The organism is Burkholderia sp. THE68 (assembly GCF_009938265.1).
Lineage (GTDB): Bacteria > Pseudomonadota > Gammaproteobacteria > Burkholderiales > Burkholderiaceae > Caballeronia.
Genome location: NZ_AP022319.1, coordinates 932,312 through 949,488 on the forward strand (window position 1 = coordinate 932,312; position 17,177 = coordinate 949,488).

12 protein-coding genes are annotated in these 17,177 nt (G+C 65.7%); all 12 read left to right on the forward strand.

The genetic code is table 11. From position 1 onward, the window contains the following. The first annotated feature begins 32 nt into the window (after positions 1 to 32). Positions 33 to 446 (forward strand): type VI secretion system baseplate subunit TssE, encoded by a 414-nt coding sequence (gene tssE, locus BTHE68_RS32810; protein ID WP_174258140.1) that lies wholly within the window; start codon positions 33 to 35, stop codon positions 444 to 446. Positions 447 to 495: 49 nt separating this feature from the next. Next, positions 496 to 2,220, forward strand: coding sequence for a type VI secretion system baseplate subunit TssF (tssF, locus tag BTHE68_RS32815; protein ID WP_162070425.1), 1,725 nt, complete (start codon positions 496 to 498; stop codon positions 2,218 to 2,220). Beyond that, positions 2,184 to 3,167, forward strand: a complete 984-nt coding sequence (gene tssG / locus BTHE68_RS32820) for a type VI secretion system baseplate subunit TssG (protein WP_162070426.1) — start codon at positions 2,184 to 2,186, stop codon at positions 3,165 to 3,167. The genes tssF and tssG overlap by 37 nt, the downstream gene beginning before the upstream one ends. A 45-nt stretch (positions 3,168 to 3,212) precedes the next feature. Next, positions 3,213 to 5,861: a type VI secretion system ATPase TssH gene (gene tssH / locus BTHE68_RS32825; protein ID WP_162070427.1), complete on the forward strand. Its 2,649-nt coding sequence runs from the start codon at positions 3,213 to 3,215 to the stop codon at positions 5,859 to 5,861. 84 nt (positions 5,862 to 5,945) lie between these two features. After that, on the forward strand, positions 5,946 to 8,597 hold the full coding sequence (locus BTHE68_RS32830) for a type VI secretion system Vgr family protein (RefSeq protein WP_162070428.1): 2,652 nt from the start codon (positions 5,946 to 5,948) through the stop codon (positions 8,595 to 8,597). A gap of 4 nt (positions 8,598 to 8,601) precedes the next feature. Further along, a complete protein-coding gene (locus BTHE68_RS32835) occupies positions 8,602 to 11,235 on the forward strand; it encodes a DUF2169 family type VI secretion system accessory protein (protein WP_162070429.1) in 2,634 nt (877 codons plus the stop codon). Beyond that, the gene (locus BTHE68_RS32840) at positions 11,232 to 12,260 is read left to right on the forward strand and encodes a pentapeptide repeat-containing protein (RefSeq protein WP_232078187.1); all 1,029 of its coding nucleotides are present in this window, start codon (positions 11,232 to 11,234) and stop codon (positions 12,258 to 12,260) included. The genes BTHE68_RS32835 and BTHE68_RS32840 overlap by 4 nt, the downstream gene beginning before the upstream one ends. Positions 12,261 to 12,285: 25 nt before the next feature. Continuing rightward, positions 12,286 to 12,951: a DUF3540 domain-containing protein gene (locus BTHE68_RS32845; RefSeq protein WP_162070430.1), complete on the forward strand. Its 666-nt coding sequence runs from the start codon at positions 12,286 to 12,288 to the stop codon at positions 12,949 to 12,951. Between the two features lie 8 nt (positions 12,952 to 12,959). Next, positions 12,960 to 13,355 (forward strand): DUF4150 domain-containing protein, encoded by a 396-nt coding sequence (locus BTHE68_RS32850; protein WP_162070431.1) that lies wholly within the window; start codon positions 12,960 to 12,962, stop codon positions 13,353 to 13,355. Between the two features lie 729 nt (positions 13,356 to 14,084). Beyond that, the gene (locus BTHE68_RS32855; protein ID WP_162070432.1) at positions 14,085 to 14,864 is read left to right on the forward strand and encodes a hypothetical protein; all 780 of its coding nucleotides are present in this window, start codon (positions 14,085 to 14,087) and stop codon (positions 14,862 to 14,864) included. A gap of 134 nt (positions 14,865 to 14,998) precedes the next feature. Continuing rightward, a complete protein-coding gene (tssJ, locus tag BTHE68_RS32860; protein WP_225936457.1) occupies positions 14,999 to 15,769 on the forward strand; it encodes a type VI secretion system lipoprotein TssJ in 771 nt (256 codons plus the stop codon). Positions 15,770 to 15,787: 18 nt separating this feature from the next. Next, positions 15,788 to 17,176: a type VI secretion system baseplate subunit TssK gene (gene tssK / locus BTHE68_RS32865; protein ID WP_162070434.1), complete on the forward strand. Its 1,389-nt coding sequence runs from the start codon at positions 15,788 to 15,790 to the stop codon at positions 17,174 to 17,176. Position 17,177: the final 1 nt, after the last annotated feature.

Sequence of the window (17,177 nt, forward strand, 5' to 3'; positions counted from 1 at the left end):
AAGTCCTGATTGATGCCTGAGCGGGGGCAACGGTGAGAGAACGTCGGCTGCTGGAGCGAATCGCGAGTTGGGGTGCGGGTGGAGCGCGCTCCAACGAGACGCAGGTCGATGTTCTCGTCGACTCGGTGATGAGTCACCTGGGCCGGCTGCTCAACACCCGGCAAGGCAGCGTGCAGATCGACCCGCAATTCGGCGTGCCCGATTTCACCAACCTTGCCGGCACCACCGCGATGGGTTCCACGCGCGAGATCGAAGAGGAAATACGCCGCATGGTTCTGCGCTACGAGCCGCGCATCAAGTCGCCGCGCGTCACGCTCAACCGCGAGGAAACCGACGTGCTGTCGATCCGCTTCGCGCTCGAAGGCACGCTCGAAGTGGACGACCGCGAGATTCCGTTGCGCATCTCGACGACCGTGGGCGCGAATGGCCGCGTAAGCGTCGGCTGATTTCACGCGCTCACTCTTTTCTTTTCCCGATTCAGCCGAGCCGGTCCGCATGTTCAATCGATACTATCAGGATGAGCTGAACAAGCTGAAAGGCCTGGCCGCCGAGTTCGCGCGCGCGAATCCGGCGATCGCGCCGATGCTCTCGGGCACCTCGGCCGATCCGGATGTCGAGCGCCTGCTCGAAGGCGTCGCGTTTCTCACGGGCCTCACGCGCCAGAAACTCGACGACCAGTTTCCCGAGTTCGTTCAGGAACTCACGAATCTGCTGTTCCCGCATTATCTGCGGCCCGTGCCGGCATCTACATTGATCGGCTTTGCCGCGAAGGGTCCGCGCGCGCAGGCGGCGCGCGTGGCCGCGGGCACCGAACTCGCATCAGTGCCGGTGGATGGCACCGCGTGCCGCTTTCGCACCACCTGCGACCTCGATGTCGAGCCGTTGCGCATCGCCGAAGTCAATCTGCTGAGCCACGCGGGCGCCGCGCCCGTGCTGATGATCGACTTCGAAATGGAAGGCGGCCTGAGCATCGCGCAATGGAATGGCGACTCGATCCGCCTGTTCCTGAACGGCGGCCATGTCGATGCATCGAAACTGCTGTTGCTGCTGATGAATCACGTCACCGACGTGCGCATTTCCAGTGGCGGCGGCGAACGGCTTTCGCTCGGCGCGAAGAACCTGCGCACGAGCGGCTTCGACGCCGATCTGCTGAGCTATCCGAGCCACGCGCCGAGCGGCTTTCGCACCATCCAGGAGTTCTTCGCGCAGCCGGAGAAGTTTCTCTTCATCGATATCGTCGGGCTGAGGCGCTGGACCGCGAACGCCAAGGGTTCGAGCTTCAGCATCGTGATGACGCTCGATGCGCTGCACGACTGGATGCCCGAGATCGACGCCGCGAGCTTCGCGCTCAACATCGTGCCGGCGATCAACGTGTTCGCGCATGTCGCGGACCCGATCACGCACGATCATCGCGCGACGGAATATCGCGTGATCCCCGAAGGGCGCGACCGTCGCCACTATCAGATCTATTCGGTCGATCAGGTGCTCGGCTATCAGCAGGGCCGAGCGCAGGAACGCGTTTATCAGCCGTTCAGCATGTTTCGTCACGATGGCCGTGGCGCGCAGCTGAGCTATCGCACGACGTTGAAGAGCGCGAACGTCGAGCGCGGCAGCGACGTGTATCTGTCGCTGAACTATCCGCCGTCCGAAACGCCGTTGCCGGAGACGCTGTCGATTCGCGTCACCTGCACCAACCGCGCGTTGCCGGAAGGCCTCAAACCGGGCGATATCAACGTGCCGACCAGCACGTCGCCCGACCAGATGAGCTTCACCAATATCCGCGCGATCACGCCCGCGCAGGATCCGCCCGCCGGCGAGGAACTGCTGTGGTGCCTGCTCTCGCACGTGTCGCTGAACCTGCTGTCGCTCGCGAACGCCGACAACCTGCGCAAGCTGCTCGGCCTCTACGTGTTCGCCGGACGGCAGGGGCCGGAAATGTCGAATCGACGCCGTATCGAAGGCATCGTCGATGTGACGGCGACGCGCGAAACGCGCCTCGTCGGCCGTGGCGGCATGCAGCGCGGCCAGTTGATCCGTATTCGTTGCCGTGAGGACCATTACGCCGGGATCGGCGATCTGTATCTGTTCGGTTGCGTGCTCGAGCGCTTTCTCGCCGATTACGCCGGCATCAACTCCTACACGCGCGTCGAGCTCGAAGACACGCTTTCAGGGACCGTATTCAAATGGCCGCCGAGACTCGGACAACAACCGATGCTGTAAAGGCGCTGCTTCTCACCAACGGTGAGAAGTACTCCTACTTCCAGGCGATCCGGCTGCTGCGGCTGTACGACCGTCACACGGGCCTGAATCAGGAGAATCTGCGGGTGCGTCCGCGGCTCGGGCTCGGGTTCCCCGAGAACGACATCGATCGCATCGAGGCGACGCCCGAAGGCGGCTATCGCATCACCGCGAATTTTTTCGGCCTGTACGGCGTGGCCTCGCCGCTGCCGACGTATTACACCGAAGACCTGTTCGAGGAAGAGCGCGAAGGGCACCACGTCACGCGCGATTTTCTCGACATCGTGCATCACGCGCTGTATCCGCTGCTGTTCGACGCATGGGCGAAGTATCGCGTCGAGCAGCGCATCGTCGAGGACCGGCACGAGGCGTCGCTCAATCAGCTGTACGCGTTCGTCGGGCTGCACGATCCGGAACTGCGCGTCGACCTGTTGCCGGGCAGCGCCGAACTGCTGCGCTACGCGGGCCTTTTCAATCAGCGGCCGCATTCCGCGCTCGGCCTGAAGACGCTGCTCGCCGACGCCTTCGCGCCCGCCGACGTCAAGGTTGTATGCGGCGTGCTGCGCGCGGTGCCGATTCCCGCCGATCAGCGCTGGCAACTCGGCCGGCAGCAAAGCTGTCTGGGCGAGGACGCGTGGCTCGGCGCGGAGATCGACGACTACGAAAGCGCCATCCGCATCGAATTCGCCGATGTGCCGCACACGCTTTTCCATCAGATGCTGCCGGGCGGAAGCGCGCATGCGCGCCTGCGCTTTTTCACGCGCTTCTATCTGACCGATCCGCTCGACGTGGAAGTCGAGCTTCAGCTGCGCGACGACGAAGCCGGCGCGGCGCGCATGGGCCGTGGCGCGTGGTCTCGGCTCGGCTTCGATACCTGGCTCAATCCCGGCGAGGCGAAGCTGCCGACCCGGGTTCATTACTCTCTCTAACCCTGATTGCTGGCCGTTGCTGGAAAGACTAAGAGGAACACAAACATGCTGCTGGTCGAACTGAAGCCCCTGGTGGGCCGCCTCAACGGCTTTTGCAAACAGGCGCTCGAAGATGGCGTCGGGGTGTGCGTATCGCGCGGACACTACGAGATCACGGTCGAGCATCTGCTCGTCAAGCTGTTCGATGATCAACAGGCCGATATCGCGCTGCTGCTGCGTCAGCAGGACGTCGAGGCGGCGCTGGTGAAGCGCTCGATCAATCTGTCGCTCGAACAGATGAAGACGGGCAACGCCGGCCGTCCCGCGTTCTCGCCGCTGTTGCTCGAATTGCTGCAGGACGCGTGGCTGATCGCGTCGGTGGATATGCAGGAGCCGCGCATCCGTTCGGGCGCGGTGCTGCTCGCATTCCTCGCGCGCCCGACGTACTACGCGACCGGCGACTACGCCGCGCCGCTGCGTGCGCTGAACCGCGAAACGCTGATCCGCTCGTTCGATGCGGTCTGCGGCGGCTCCGTCGAAGCCGGCACGCGCGAGGCGCTCGGCGACGGCGCGAGCGATGCGTCCGCGCCCGCCAGCGGCGACGGCAGCGCGATCGCGCGCTTCTGCGAGAACTTCACCGAGAAGGCCCGGGCCGGCAAGCTCGATCCGGTGTTCGGCCGCGACGCCGAGATTCGCCAGATGGTCGATATCCTCGCGCGCCGCCGCAAGAACAACCCGATCTGCGTCGGTGATCCGGGCGTCGGCAAGACGGCGGTGGTCGAAGGGCTGGCGCTGCGCGTGGTCGAAGGCGATGTGCCCGATTCGCTCAGGGACGTGACGATCCTCGGCCTCGACATGGGTCTGCTGCAGGCTGGCGCAAGCGTGAAGGGCGAGTTCGAGAACCGCCTGAAGGGCGTCATCACCGAAGTGAAGGCATCGGCGAAACCGATCATCCTGTTCATCGACGAAGCGCATACGCTGATCGGCGCGGGCGGTCAGGCGGGCACCTCCGATGCGGCCAATCTGCTGAAGCCGGCGCTCGCGCGCGGCGAGTTGCGCACCATCGCCGCCACGACGTGGGCCGAATACAAGAAGTACTTCGAGAAGGATGCGGCGCTCGCGCGGCGCTTCCAGCTCGTCAAGCTCGACGAGCCGGACCTCGACACCGCCGTGCTGATCCTGCGCGGTCTGAAGGAGAAGTACGAGGACGTGCACAAGGTCGTGCTGCGCGACGACGCGATCGTCGCGGCGGCCGAGCTGTCGAGCCGTTACATCACGGGCCGCCAGTTGCCGGACAAGGCCGTCGATCTGCTCGACACCGCCTGCGCGCGCGTCAAGGTGCTGCAAAGCGCGAAGCCCGACGTGCTGGAGAACACGGAGCGCCGCATTCAGGCGCTGCAACGCGAGAAAAGCGGACTCGAGCGCGATGCGGACAATCAGCAGCCCGTCGATATCGCGCGTCTGCGCGAAATCGATGAGGAACTGCCCAGGCTCGATGCGCAAGCTGAGGCGCTGCGCGCCGTCTGGCAGCAGCAACGCGATGCCGCCCGCGCCTTGCTCGACGCACGCGCGGCGCGCCACGAAGCGAAGGCGAACGGCGCAGGCGCCGATACCCTGGAGTCGCTGTCGCAAGAGATCGCGGCCGCTGCCGTTGCGTTCAAGACGGCGCAGGGCGATCAGCCGCTGGTTCATATCGATGTCGATCCGGACGTGGTCGCGCGCGTGATCTCGGACTGGACCGGCATTCCCGTCGGCAAGATGCTGCGCGATCAGGCGCAGAGCGTGATGCGCATGGCCGATACGCTGAAGGCGCGCATCCGTGGTCAGGACCACGCGATGGACCAGATCGCCGAAGTGCTCAAGACCGCCAAGTCGGGCCTGAAAGACCCGGATCAGCCGATGGGCGTGTTCCTGCTCGCGGGACCGTCGGGCGTCGGCAAGACGGAGACGGCGCTGTCGGTGGCGGACATTTTGTTCGGCGATGAAAAGTCCACCACCGTCATCAACATGAGCGAGTTCCAAGAGAAGCACAACGTGAGCCGCCTGATCGGTTCGCCGCCGGGATATGTCGGTTATGGCGAAGGCGGCGTGCTGACCGAAGCGGTGCGCCAGCGCCCGTACTCGGTCGTGCTGCTCGACGAAGTGGAAAAGGCGCATCTCGACGTGATGAACCTGTTCTATCAGGTGTTCGACAAGGGCATGCTGTCGGACGGCGAGGGCAAGGAAATCGACTTCTCGAACACGGTGATCTTCCTCACGTCGAACCTCGCGACCGATGTCATCACCGAAATGACCGCAGGCGAAGAAAAGCCCGACGCGGTGACGCTGCTCTCAGCCGTGCGGCCGATTCTGTCGAATCACTTCAAGCCCGCGCTGCTCGCGCGCATGACGGTGATTCCATACTTTGCGCTCGCCACGGACGCGCTTTCCGGCATCGTGCGCCTCAAGCTCGACAAGATCGTGAAGCGCATCGCGCACAACAACAAGATGCGTTTCACCTACACCGATGCCGTGGTCGCGCAGATCGCCGCGCGCTGCACGGAAGTGGAGACGGGCGCGCGCAACATCGATTTCATTCTGCGCGGCACGGTGCTGCCGATGATGTCGCAGGAACTTCTCACGCGCATGGGCGAAGGCGTGGCGTTGCCGGAAGTGGCGCTCGACGTGAACGAGAGCGGCGATTTCGCCGTGAGCTTTCCCGGCGCGCCGGCCTGACGTTTCAAACGTAACGCAGTTGAAATCACGCGGTGACCGAGCGCCGCAAAAATAACAGGCATATCACCTGTACGGAGAATCAGCATGAACTCACTGGCCGATCGGATGCTCGCCAACAAGCGCTTCGATTTCACGTCGGAAGCGTTTGACGCGGACAAGTTCGCGGTCGTCGAAATGGAAGGCTTCGAATCGATCTCGCAGCCGTTCCGCTTCGTCCTCACGCTGGTGTCATCCGATGCGTCGATCGACTTCGACACGATGCTGAGCCATCGCGCCTCGTTCGTGATCTACGGCCCGGAAGGCGGCATCCGCGCGCCGTATCACGGCATCCTCGCCGAGTTCGAGCAACTGCATCGCGTGGACGGCTACGTGTTCTATCGCGCGGTGCTGGTGCCGCGTCTGTGGCGTCTGTCGCTGTTTCGCGTCTCCGAGGTCTATCTCGACGAGCGGCCGATCACCGAAACCGTGCGCGGCGTGCTCGAAACCGGACGCCTGAATTCCGCCGATTATGAATTCAAGCTCACCGGCTCATATCGGCCGCGCACCTTCGTGTGCCAGTATCAGGAGACGTATCTCGACTTCGTGTCGCGCTGGCTGGAGAAGGAGGGCATCTATTACTACTTCGATCATTCCGGCGGCGCGGACAAGCTCGTCGTGATCGATGACAACCTCATGCATGACGGAGAGGCGCTGCCCGTCGCCTATCGTCCGGACGATTCGCTCGACACCGGCCTCGCCGCCGATTCGGTGCGCGACTTCGTGTGCCGTCAGAAGCCGCTGCCGCATGAAGTGGTGCTGCAGGACTACAACTATCGCAAGGCCGCGGTGCAACTGAAGGCGCGCGCGACGGTGTCGGATGCGGGCATCGGCGAAGTCATGCTCTACGGCGAGAACTTCCGCGACCAGCAGGAAGGCGACCGCTACGCGAAGCTGCGCGCGCAGGAACTCATCTGCGGCGGCAAGGTGTATGCGGGCGAGGGCACCGCGCTCGGCTTGCGCAGCGGCTATTTCTGCACGCTCGCGCAGCATTACCGCGATGACTTCAACGGCCGCTATCTCGTGACCGAAGTGCATCACGAAGGCTCGCAGGCGGGCGCGCTGCTCAACGGCGTATCGAGCCCGTACAGCGACGGCGCGCGCGGCGGAGAAATCGTCTATCGCAACAGCTTCCGCGCGATTGCCGCCGCGACGCAGTTCCGCCCCGAGCGCGCGACGGCCAAGCCGCGCGTGGCCGGCACGATGAACGCGACCATCGACAGCGAAGGCAACGGCCAGTATGCCGAACTCGACGAGTACGGCCAGTACAAGGTGCAATTGCCGTTCGACAAGACCGACAAGAACGCCAACAAGAGCTCGGCGCGGCTGCGCATGGCGTCGCCGTACGCGGGCACGGATCACGGCATGCATTTCCCGCTGCACAAGGATGCGGAAGTGCTGCTGTCGTTCATCGACGGCGATCCGGACCAGCCGGTGATCGTCGGCAGTCTGGCGAATTCGGAGAACAGCAACGTCGTCACGCAGGACAACGCGCAGGCGAACCGCATCGCGACGGCGGGCGGCAATCAGTTGCACATGACCGACAGCAAGGGCAAGGAAGCCGTCTGGCTGCATTCGCCGTTTCACAACAGCACGATCGGCATCGGCTCGACCGACGTGAACGGCGGCGGCAGCCTGTGGACCAGCACGGCGGGCAGCTCGGAAAGCGTGACGGTCGGCGTGAGCAACTCGCTGTTTGCGGGGACGAAGAATTCGCTCACGCTGTCGTACGAAGGGTCGCTCTCGGCGTCGATGACCACGAAGGCGTCGTTCGGCGCGAACGTGTCGTTCGGTCTCAGCACCAACGTGAGCTGGAACAAGGGCAAGAGCATCACCGTCGACGATTCCGACACGGTCTCGCTCAAGACCTCCGGCAAGCTGCAGGGCGCCGAAACGGTGCTGATCTCGGGCGGCCAGGACCCGATCATCAAGACGACCGTCGATGGCGTGAAGGACTCGATCAAGGGAGCCGTCGCGCTGAGTCTCGCGGTGAACGCGGCCATCGCGCTGGACGCGGGTATCGCGATCAGCGCGGCCGACGACGCCGGCGGCGGCTCGGGCAAGATCGCGCCGTGGACGCCGGGCAGCTATGGCGTCACGGCGGCGCAGACCGCACTGGGCGGTGCACTCACGTCGATCCTCGCGCACAAGGTGCTGTTCGACGGCGCCAAGGCGATCGCCGCCGCGAGCGAGGCCAAGCCGCTCTATGCCAGCAACATCGAACTCGGCATTTCGGGCATCAAGGCTACCGTGTTGCCGTTGCCGGGCATCGGCTCGACGCTGAACATGTCGCAGTTCGGCAGCGAGCTGTCGGTGGCGAGCGGGCCGGGCGTGTCATCGAGCGTGGAGGTCGACAGCCTGCAAGTGGTCCTCAAGGCCGGCGGCGCCAATACGACGTGGGTCGATGGCGACGGCGCCGGCACGCGCGCGGCGACCATCAAGCTGACGGCCGTGTCGGGACTGACGGCTACCGCCGGCGCGGACCTTGGCCTGAAGGCGACCGGCGCGCTCTCGGCGCAGGCGGCCGGCAACGTGTCGGTGAAGGGCGCGCAGGTGACCATCGACGGACTGGACAAGGTCGCGACCATCTCCACGAACGTGAACGTGGAAGCCGCCAACGCCTTCAGCGTGACGGCCTCGCAGGTGAAGTTCAACGGCTCGACGGTCAAATTCAACAGCGCGCTGATTCAGCTGGGATGACGGCATGAAGATCCTCAAGCCAGACAATCTGGCGCTCGTCTATCGCGGCCTGCGGCTCGCGCGGCGCGACGTGCTTTCGATCGGCATGATCGCCGGCTTTCGCTTCGATGCCGCCAGTCTCGACGCACTGTTGCCCGAACCCGATCTGTGGGCCGCTGTCGCTGAGGCGCTCGGCAAGAACGCGATCCTCGACGAAGGCTATCCGAAGCCCGTCGGCGAATATCTGATCCACGGCGCGGCGCATGCGCCGGCAGGCACGCAGGTCGCGCAGCAGCGGGTGAGCGCGCGGATCGGCGCGCTCGGCAAATCGCTCGTGGTCAGCGGCGAGCGCCACTTCAATGCGCTCGGCCTGATCTCAGCGGCAACGCCCTACACGCAGATGCCGATCGAGCCAGCGACCGCATTCGGCGGCGCGGGCTGCGCGGACAATCCGCTCGGCAAGGGTTACGCTGAAATCGACAACGCCGACGGCACGCGCGTCTGGCCGTTGCCGAACGTCGAGAGCGAGACGCGCCGCATCGCGAGCCGTGGCGAGCGCGTGGCGCCGGCGGGCTTCTGGGGCAACGGTTGCGACGCGCCGTTGCGCCGGCAGCATCTGGGCGCGTGCGACGAGCGCTGGCTGAAAAACGAGTGGCCGCATCTGCCGTCGGATACGCGGCCCGAGTTCTTTCTGAGCGCGCCGTCCGATCAGCGTCTGCCTGGTTATTTCAGCGGCGACGAGCGCTTCGAGATCGTCAACATGCATCCGCGCGCGAGCATGCTGCAAGGCGCGTTGCCGCGCTTGCGGGCGCGCTGCTTCGTCAACACGAACGGCACGCTGACCGAAGTGGCCACGCACGCGGAGACGCTCTGGCTGTTTCCCGGACTGGAATGCGGCGTGGTGCTGTACCGCGCGCTGGCCAATATCGCCGATACCGACGCGAGCCAGGTGAGTCACCTGATGGCCGAATGGGAGCGTCAGGGCGACGCGCCGCTGCCGTTCGAGCACTACCGCGATGTGTTCCGCGAGCGGATCGCCGTGGCGGTGCCCGCGCGCGCGGCGGCTGCCGTCGAACCGGACGCGGCCGCCGAGGCTGTCGCAAAGCCCGTGGCGGTGGCGCTGCCGCAAGCGGCGGTTTCGTTCGACACCGCCGGGCTGTCCGCCGCGCAGGCGCAGACCGCCGCATTGAACAGCGAAAGCCGCGCGCTGATGGCGAAGTTCGGCAAGACCGACGCCGATATCGCGCCGTTTCTGAAGGCCGCGCCGCCGGAGCGCGTGCCGACGCTGGCCGAAGTCAAGGCGAGCGTCGCCGAACTGAACGCGGAAACCCGCGCGCTGATGCAGAAGCACGGCGTGAACGATGCCGACGCGGCGCGCTTCCTGACCCAGCCGGAAGCCGACGCGAGCGCCGCCGATCTGCCCGGCCTGCTCGCGCGGCTGCAGGCGGAAACGCAGCAGCGCATGCGCGACGCGGGATTGTCGGAAGCTGATGTGCGTCGTCAGCTGGCGAGCCGTCCCGAACTGGCCGAAGCGTTGCCGCATCTGGCGCCGCCGGGCGTTGTATCGGCAGCCGATTTTGCCGCGCTCGCTGCGTTGGCCGCGAAACCACCCGCACTGCCCGCGCCCGCCGTCGACGTGCCCGAGGTCGAAGCGCCCGTGGTCATCCAATTGACGCGCGAGGACGTCATCGCACGCCATGCCGCACGGCAAAGTCTCGCGAACTTCGATCTGAGCGGCCTCGATCTGTCGAAGCTCGATCTGACCGGCGCGGATTTCTCCGGCGCGATGCTCGACAAGACGTCGTTCGCGGGCAGCGTGCTCGCCGACGCCAACTTCACGCAGGCGCTCGCGCGCGAAGCGGATTTCAGCGCAGCCGATCTCGAACGCGCGCAGTTCGCCAAAGCGAGCGCCGCCAGCAGCACGTTCGCGCAGGCGAAGCTGCGCAACGCGCAACTCGTCGTCGGCAACTTCACGGGCGCGGACTTCTCGGCATCGACACTCGCCAATGCCGATCTGCGCGGCGCGGTGTTCGATCAGGCCAAACTTGCCGGAGCCGATGCATCGGCGTGTCAGGCGCAAAGCGCGAGCTTCACCGACGGCGATCTGAGCGGCGCGAAGTTCAACGCCGCCGCACTCGGCGCGGCCAGCTTCAACGGCAGCCGTCTCGCGGGCAGCGACTTCTCCAGATCCATCTGCCAGCAGACGGAGTTCTACGGCGTCGACGCGCAGCAGGCCAATTTCACCGATGCCGACCTGAGCCATTCACGCGCCGACGCGAAGACCTGTTTCGACGACGCCCGCTTCACGCGCACGCGCCTGAATCGTGCCGCGTGGGACGGCGTGCAGATTCGTCGCGCGAACTTCGAGCGGGCCGTCATCGATCATGCGGATTTCAGCAATGCGCAGGCGCAGGCGGCGCGCTTCGATGCGTCATCGGCGAAAGGCGCGCGTTTCGACAAGGCCGACCTGTGCGGCGCGGGCCTCGATGCCGTCAACCTGTTCACCGGTTCGCTGCGCTGCGCGAACCTCAAGGGCACGCTGTTGCGTCACGCGAACCTCTACGGCGTGAACTTCGAAGGCACGCAGCCGACCATCGCGAGTCTCGAAGGCTCGAATATCGATCGCACCATTCTCCAGTTCAGGCCGCCCGTCATATGAGCACGACGACTTCCGCCTCCCGCGCGCGCATGAGCGCCGACGAAGCGCGCGCAACGCTTGCCGCGAGCCGCGTGCTCGCCGACGCCGATCTGTCCGGCGCGGATCTGTCGGGCATCGATCTGTCCGCGTGCCGCCTCTTCAACGTGACGCTCGCCGACGCCAACCTGACGCAAGCCGTTTTCGCCGACGCCGATCTGCGCGACGTGACACTCGCACGCGCGCGCCTCGACGGGCTGAAGGGGCCCAAGACGCGCTTCGAGAACGTCGACTTCACCGGCGCGAGCATGCGGCAGGCGGACTGCGCATTCGCGGCGTTCGATCGCTGCGACTTCAGCGGCGCATCGTTGGCGCTTGCCGCGCTGGTGCGTGCCGACGCGCACGATTGCCGTTACGCCGGTACCGACTTCAGCGGCGCGAACCTGCAGCGCTTCACCGCGATGAACGCCGATCTGAGCACCGCGCGCCTGCCCGGTGCATCGCTCGCGCAAGCCTATCTGTGCGGCTGCGATCTGAGCGGCCAGGATTTGCGCAACTGCGATCTGACGATGACGATCCTCGACGGCGCGTCGTTGCGTAAGGCCGATCTGTCCGGCGTCGCGCTCGATCGCACGAGTTTCATCGGCGCGCAGTTGCAGGATGCGTCGCTGCGCGGCGTGCGCGCCACCTTCGCGGCATTGCTGAACGCCGCGTGCGAGCGCGCCGATCTGACCGACGCGGTCTGCGAAATGGTCAACGCGAGCGAAGCGAACTTCGGCGCGGCGCGCGCGGATGCGTCGCGCTGGAACCAGTCTGTGCTGACGGCGAGCGTGTGGCAGCGGGCGTCGCTGAAAGGCGCGCGTCTCACGTTCTGCGACCTGTCGCATGCCGATCTTTCCGGCGCCGATTGCACGCGCGTCGACTTCGGCGGCGCGAACCTTCATGCGCTCATCGAAGAAGGCGCGCAACTGAGCGGCGCGTCGTTCGACGGCGCGCGCCGCACCGATCCCGTCCTCGCGCGCGCCGAGCAATGGCAGCCGCGCATCTGACATGAACAATTAAGGAAATACGGCCATGAACAGCACGCTCGTCACGATTGCCCGGCCCGGCGACGATCCGGCCATCGACCTCGTCTACGCGACGGTGACCGGCCGCGCCGACCGCTGGTTCTTGTTCGACGCCGCCGGCCGCGCGCCGCTGCGCGCGTTGCGCGCCGAAAGCTGTCTCGTCGAGCCCGAGTGCGGCGATACCGTGCTCGTCGCCGCCGGCGGCGCGAACGCGATCTCGTATGTCATCGCGGTACTGGCGCGCGCGCAGCGCTCGGGCGCGGCGCTCGTGCTGCCGGGCGACGTCGCGCTGCACACGGATAACGGCGCGTTGCGCTTCGAAGCCGCGAGCGTCGACGTGAACGCCGAGCACAGCCTGAAGCTGCACGCGCCCGACATCACGATGACGGGTGAGCGCGGCGAGCTGAAATTCCAGCGCGTCGAAGCGGCGATCCAGCAGTTGCACGCGGGCTTCGGCACGGTCAGCACGGTGGCGCAGCAGGTCACGAGCACGGTCGGCCGCCTGATCCAGCGCGCCCGCGACAGCGTGCGCTGGATCGACAACGACGACGAAACGCGCGCCGGGCGCGTGCGCATGCAGGTCGAGGAACGCCTGCACGTGAGCGCGCGTCACGCGACGATTCTGGCCGAAGGCCAGGTGAAGATCGACGCCGACAAGATCGACCTCGGATAGGAGCCGACATGTTCGCAGTGACCAAGGCGGGCGGCCAGTGCATGGCGATGCCCGATGTGTGCAAGACGCCCGCGCCCCCCGCGCCGCCGATTCCGATTCCGTACCCGAACATCGGCATGCCGCCGATGGGCAATCCCGCGACCGTGAAAGTGCTGATCGGCGGGATGCCTGCGCTCACGAAGTCATCGGAGATTCCGCTGACATCGGGCGACGAGGCCGGTCTCGCGGGCGGCGTGGTGTCGGGCAAGAACATGGGTAAGGTCCAGTTCATGATGGGCAGCCTCACCGTCAAGTTCGAAGGCGCGCCTGCCGTGCGGCTCAGCGATCCGACCCAGCACAACGAGGGCAATATGGTCGGCGCGGTGCTGGCGCCGAGCCAGGCCATCGTGATGGTCATGAGCTAGAGGGTGTTGTGGTGTGCTGGATGTTTTGTTTGCTTGGGCTTCTATAAGTGGCCTGTGATCGTGTCGGTTTATTGGCGTTGCCCCTGTGCGGGGCGGCAGTCACTTTCTTTGCTGCTGCAAAGAAAGTAACCAAAGAAAGCAGCTCGAGACGCCCGCGGTCACACGCAATTTGGCCACTATTCTCATTGTTCGTGGGCTTAGTAGCGAGTGCCCTCGAAGGACTTACCCGGCGTGGACCGCGCACGGTCTGACAAGCTAGAACCCCAAGGGCACTGGTTCAGCACGAAAGAGTTCCGGCACAGCGCTACGCGCTGCCGTCGGGCATGCAAGGGAAAACCGGTGGTATGGATACCTTGGTAGAGAAGCACGCACCGCGCAGACTCGATATACCCATCGGCCGCGCAGCGGGCCGGAGCCATTTGGTGCTGAACCAGTTTGTGTTGTGGTGCGATGTGGCAGACCGTGCGCGGTCCAAGCCCGATGTGGCCTATGAGGGCGCTCGCTACTGCTGTGCCAAAACCAATCGCCTGTGCCGCGGCCGGCTTGAAGTGCTCAGGATGGGACAAGCTGCTTTCTTTGCCTACTTTCTTTGCAGCAGCAAAGAAAGTAGGTGCCGCCCCGCACAGGGGCAACGCCAATAGACCGACGCGAGAACGGGATCCGGCGACTGCTTCGTACCCGTCCCTTCTACAGCGCAGCGCCAGTACCCAATCGAAAGGAACGATCGTCATGAACAAAACTGTCTGGATCACCGCGTTCGACAAGACCCGCGACGCCGCGCGCGTCAGCGCGTTGTCGCAACTGCTCAAACGTTACGGCCTCGCGACGCAAGGCCACTTCTGGGTCGATGAACCCGCGAAACTCGCGTGGCGCGCCGGGCTCGACGCGCTGAACGCAGCGCGCGCCGATCTCTGGCTGATTCTCGCCGACGACGCCGCGCTCGCCAAAGCGTCCGTGCGCTACGGGCTGTCGGTGTTCGCCGCGAGTCTGCGCGAGGCGCGCGGCTCGGGCTTTCCGATAGTGCTGTCGGGCGTGGCGGGCGTCGAAGGCATGCCGGCGCTGCTCGGCAACGCGACGGTGCTGGTCGAGAACCATCCGTCGTGGCCGGCGAAGATCGTCGCGCGCGCGAATCTCGCGAAGGCGGGCGAGCCGCAGGACTATCGCTTCGAAGTGGTGGGCGAGGAGCAGCTCGGCCAGTGGTTCGCGATCGGGCCGCGCGAGGGCGAATGGCAGGGCGTCGTGCTCGGCGTGCATGGCGGCGACGCGAAGATCGATTTCCAGGCGGTCGGCCCGCGCGGCAAGCTGCCGGAAAAAACCGTGCTGGAGTACGCGCAGGAAGGCCTGACGCTGCAGGTCGGCGAGCGCGAATTCACCGCATGGGCGGTGCGCAACCGGCTCGGTCCGGACGATGCCTACTACGCGCGCGTGAAAGGATCGCCGGAATCGATCCTTTTCATGCCGTACACCGACGACAGCGAAGCCAGCGCGACGATCCTGCCGCTGGTCTGACGCGGCGCGCCGACGCCGCAGATTTCGAATAGGGCCGGGAAAACACCTTTTTTCGCCGTATGAGCCTGCCGCAAAGTCCGGAGAATGTGCGGCAGGGGCAAAAGACTCGACGGCAACCGAATGGGGCACCGGCAATGGCAGTAACGAACTACCGCGCCGCGCAGGGCGGCGAACATGGTGCACGCAGAGTGCGGCGGCTGCCGCTCGCGTGCGGTGCGTGGGCGCTCGCGCTCGTGCTGTCCGCATGCAGCAGCGCGCCGCCGAAAGACCCGCTCGCCGACGTGACCTGGAGCTACGCCACCGACGCCGTGATCTTCGAGATCACCGCCGATCCGGGCCTGAACCAGTACGACGGTCAGTCGCACACGCTGTTGCTCGGCATCTACGAGACCGGCGATGCGCAAGCCTTCCGCAATCTCGCCGCCGATCCGAACGCGCTCGCCGACACGATGGCCACCGGCAAGGTGCCGCAGACCTTCGCGCAGTTCTCGCGCTATGTGGTCGCGCCCGGCCAGCACTCTTATCTGATTCTCGATCGCGCGCAGAACACGCGTTCGATCGGCCTGGTCGCGGGCTATGCGCAATTCGGCGTGGCCAACGCGGCACGCCAGTTCGACGTGCCCGTCGTCACGAAGACCTCGGGCTTCATCTTCCGTACTCACACCAAGCTGCCCGGACCGCTCGTCGTGCGGCTCAACCTCGGCGCGCAAGGCATTCTCAACGCCGAAACGCAGCCCGGCGGCCCGGATGCCGCGACGCTGCAGCGCGCGCAGCAACTCGAAGGCGGCGGCAAGGAAATCCGTCTGAGCGACAACGCGGCGAACCCCGGCGGCTCCGGCGCCACGACCGGCGTCGTCGGCGCGGCCAGTCCGCAGGACACGCCGTTGCGCAAGCTCGCCAACTAGCACATCGACCGCCAAGGTATGGAACACAACAAGGGCATCTACTGGTATCAGGGCATGTTCATGCAGCCCCAGCACTTTCAGCTGGCGTCGCTGCACGAGCAGTTCCGCAACAAGCCTGTCGTCGAGACGGGTTTGCCGCATTTCTGGGGCGCGGGGGCGCTGGATATCGCCACGGGCGCGATCGCGAGCCAGACCATCGAAGTGCGTTCGGCGAAGCTGATCTTTCCGGATCGCACCTATGTCGAATATCCGGGCAATGCGGTGCTCGCGCCGCGCTCGTTCGATGCGGCGTCGATCGGCGACGGCCGCGCGCTCACCGTTTATCTCGGCGTGCGCAAGTTCGCCGCCGATGGCAACAACGTGTCGATGTGCGCATCGGCCGATGACGCCGCCGCCGCGCAGACCCGCTACGCCAGCCTCGAAAACCCGGTCGAAGTGCCCGACCTGCATTCGGACGGTCCCGCCGCGCCGGTGCATACGCTGCTGCACGTGCTGAAAGTGTTCTTCGAGGGCGAGGCCGCCAATCTCGGCCAGTACGATCTGATTCCGATTGCGCAGCTCACGCGCATCGGCGATACGGTGACGCTGTCGGAGCGCTTCATCGCGCCGGGCTACGCGCTGTCCGGGTCGGACACGCTGCTGCGCATCGTGCGCGAGATTCGCGACGATGTCGTCGGCCGCGCGCATCATCTTCAGGAATTCAAGAATCCGCGCGAGTTGCAGAAAGCCGAATTCGATCCCGGCTACATGATGCTGCTGCTCGCGATGCGTACCCTGTCGCGCGCCGCGCCCAACCTCGTGCATCTGACGCAGACGCCGACCGTGCATCCGTGGCATCTGTACGGCGAATTGCGCAGTCTGGTCGGCGAACTGAGCGCGTTTTCCGAGCGCTTCGACATGCTCGGCGAGGCGCAGGACGGCACGCCGGGCCTGCCCGCCTACGATCACACCGACCTCTACAACTGCTTCTCGCGTGCGCAGGCGCTGATCGGCTTTCTGCTCGGCGAGATCGCGATCGGGCCGGAGCATCTCGCGGTGCTCGAGTATCGCGACGGCATGTTCGCGGGCGACTTGCCGCGCGCGTTCTTCGACCGGCGCAACCGCTTTTATCTGGTGCTGCGCACGGAGCAGGCGGCGGCGCAGGTCGTCGATGGCGCGCTCTACGACGCGCGCCTCGCCAATGCCGCCGATGTCACGCGCCTCGTCGCGCACGCGCTGCCGGGGCTGGAGCTGATTCATCTGCCGAACGCGCCGCAAGGCATGCCGCGCCGCGCGTCGTCGAATTACTTCCGCATCGAGCAGGTGAGCGAACTGTGGGACGCCGTGGAGCGCGACGAGAACATCGCGCTGCAATGGCCCGACGCGCCGCAGGATCTGCGCGCGGAAATCGTCGTGCTGCGGAGATAGC

Excerpts from the sequence above, each read along its gene's own strand:
- tssF (WP_162070425.1), top strand. The coding sequence starts at position 496 with ATGTTCAATCGATACTATCAGGATGAGCTGAACAAGCTGAAAGGCCTG.
- tssG (WP_162070426.1), top strand. The coding sequence starts at position 2,184 with ATGGCCGCCGAGACTCGGACAACAACCGATGCTGTAAAGGCGCTGCTT.
- tssH (WP_162070427.1), top strand. The coding sequence starts at position 3,213 with ATGCTGCTGGTCGAACTGAAGCCCCTGGTGGGCCGCCTCAACGGCTTT.
- BTHE68_RS32830 (WP_162070428.1), top strand. The coding sequence starts at position 5,946 with ATGAACTCACTGGCCGATCGGATGCTCGCCAACAAGCGCTTCGATTTC.
- BTHE68_RS32835 (WP_162070429.1), top strand. The coding sequence starts at position 8,602 with ATGAAGATCCTCAAGCCAGACAATCTGGCGCTCGTCTATCGCGGCCTG.
- BTHE68_RS32840 (WP_232078187.1), top strand. The coding sequence starts at position 11,232 with ATGAGCACGACGACTTCCGCCTCCCGCGCGCGCATGAGCGCCGACGAA.
- BTHE68_RS32845 (WP_162070430.1), top strand. The coding sequence starts at position 12,286 with ATGAACAGCACGCTCGTCACGATTGCCCGGCCCGGCGACGATCCGGCC.
- BTHE68_RS32850 (WP_162070431.1), top strand. The coding sequence starts at position 12,960 with ATGTTCGCAGTGACCAAGGCGGGCGGCCAGTGCATGGCGATGCCCGAT.
- BTHE68_RS32855 (WP_162070432.1), top strand. The coding sequence starts at position 14,085 with ATGAACAAAACTGTCTGGATCACCGCGTTCGACAAGACCCGCGACGCC.
- tssJ (WP_225936457.1), top strand. The coding sequence starts at position 14,999 with ATGGCAGTAACGAACTACCGCGCCGCGCAGGGCGGCGAACATGGTGCA.
- tssK (WP_162070434.1), top strand. The coding sequence starts at position 15,788 with ATGGAACACAACAAGGGCATCTACTGGTATCAGGGCATGTTCATGCAG.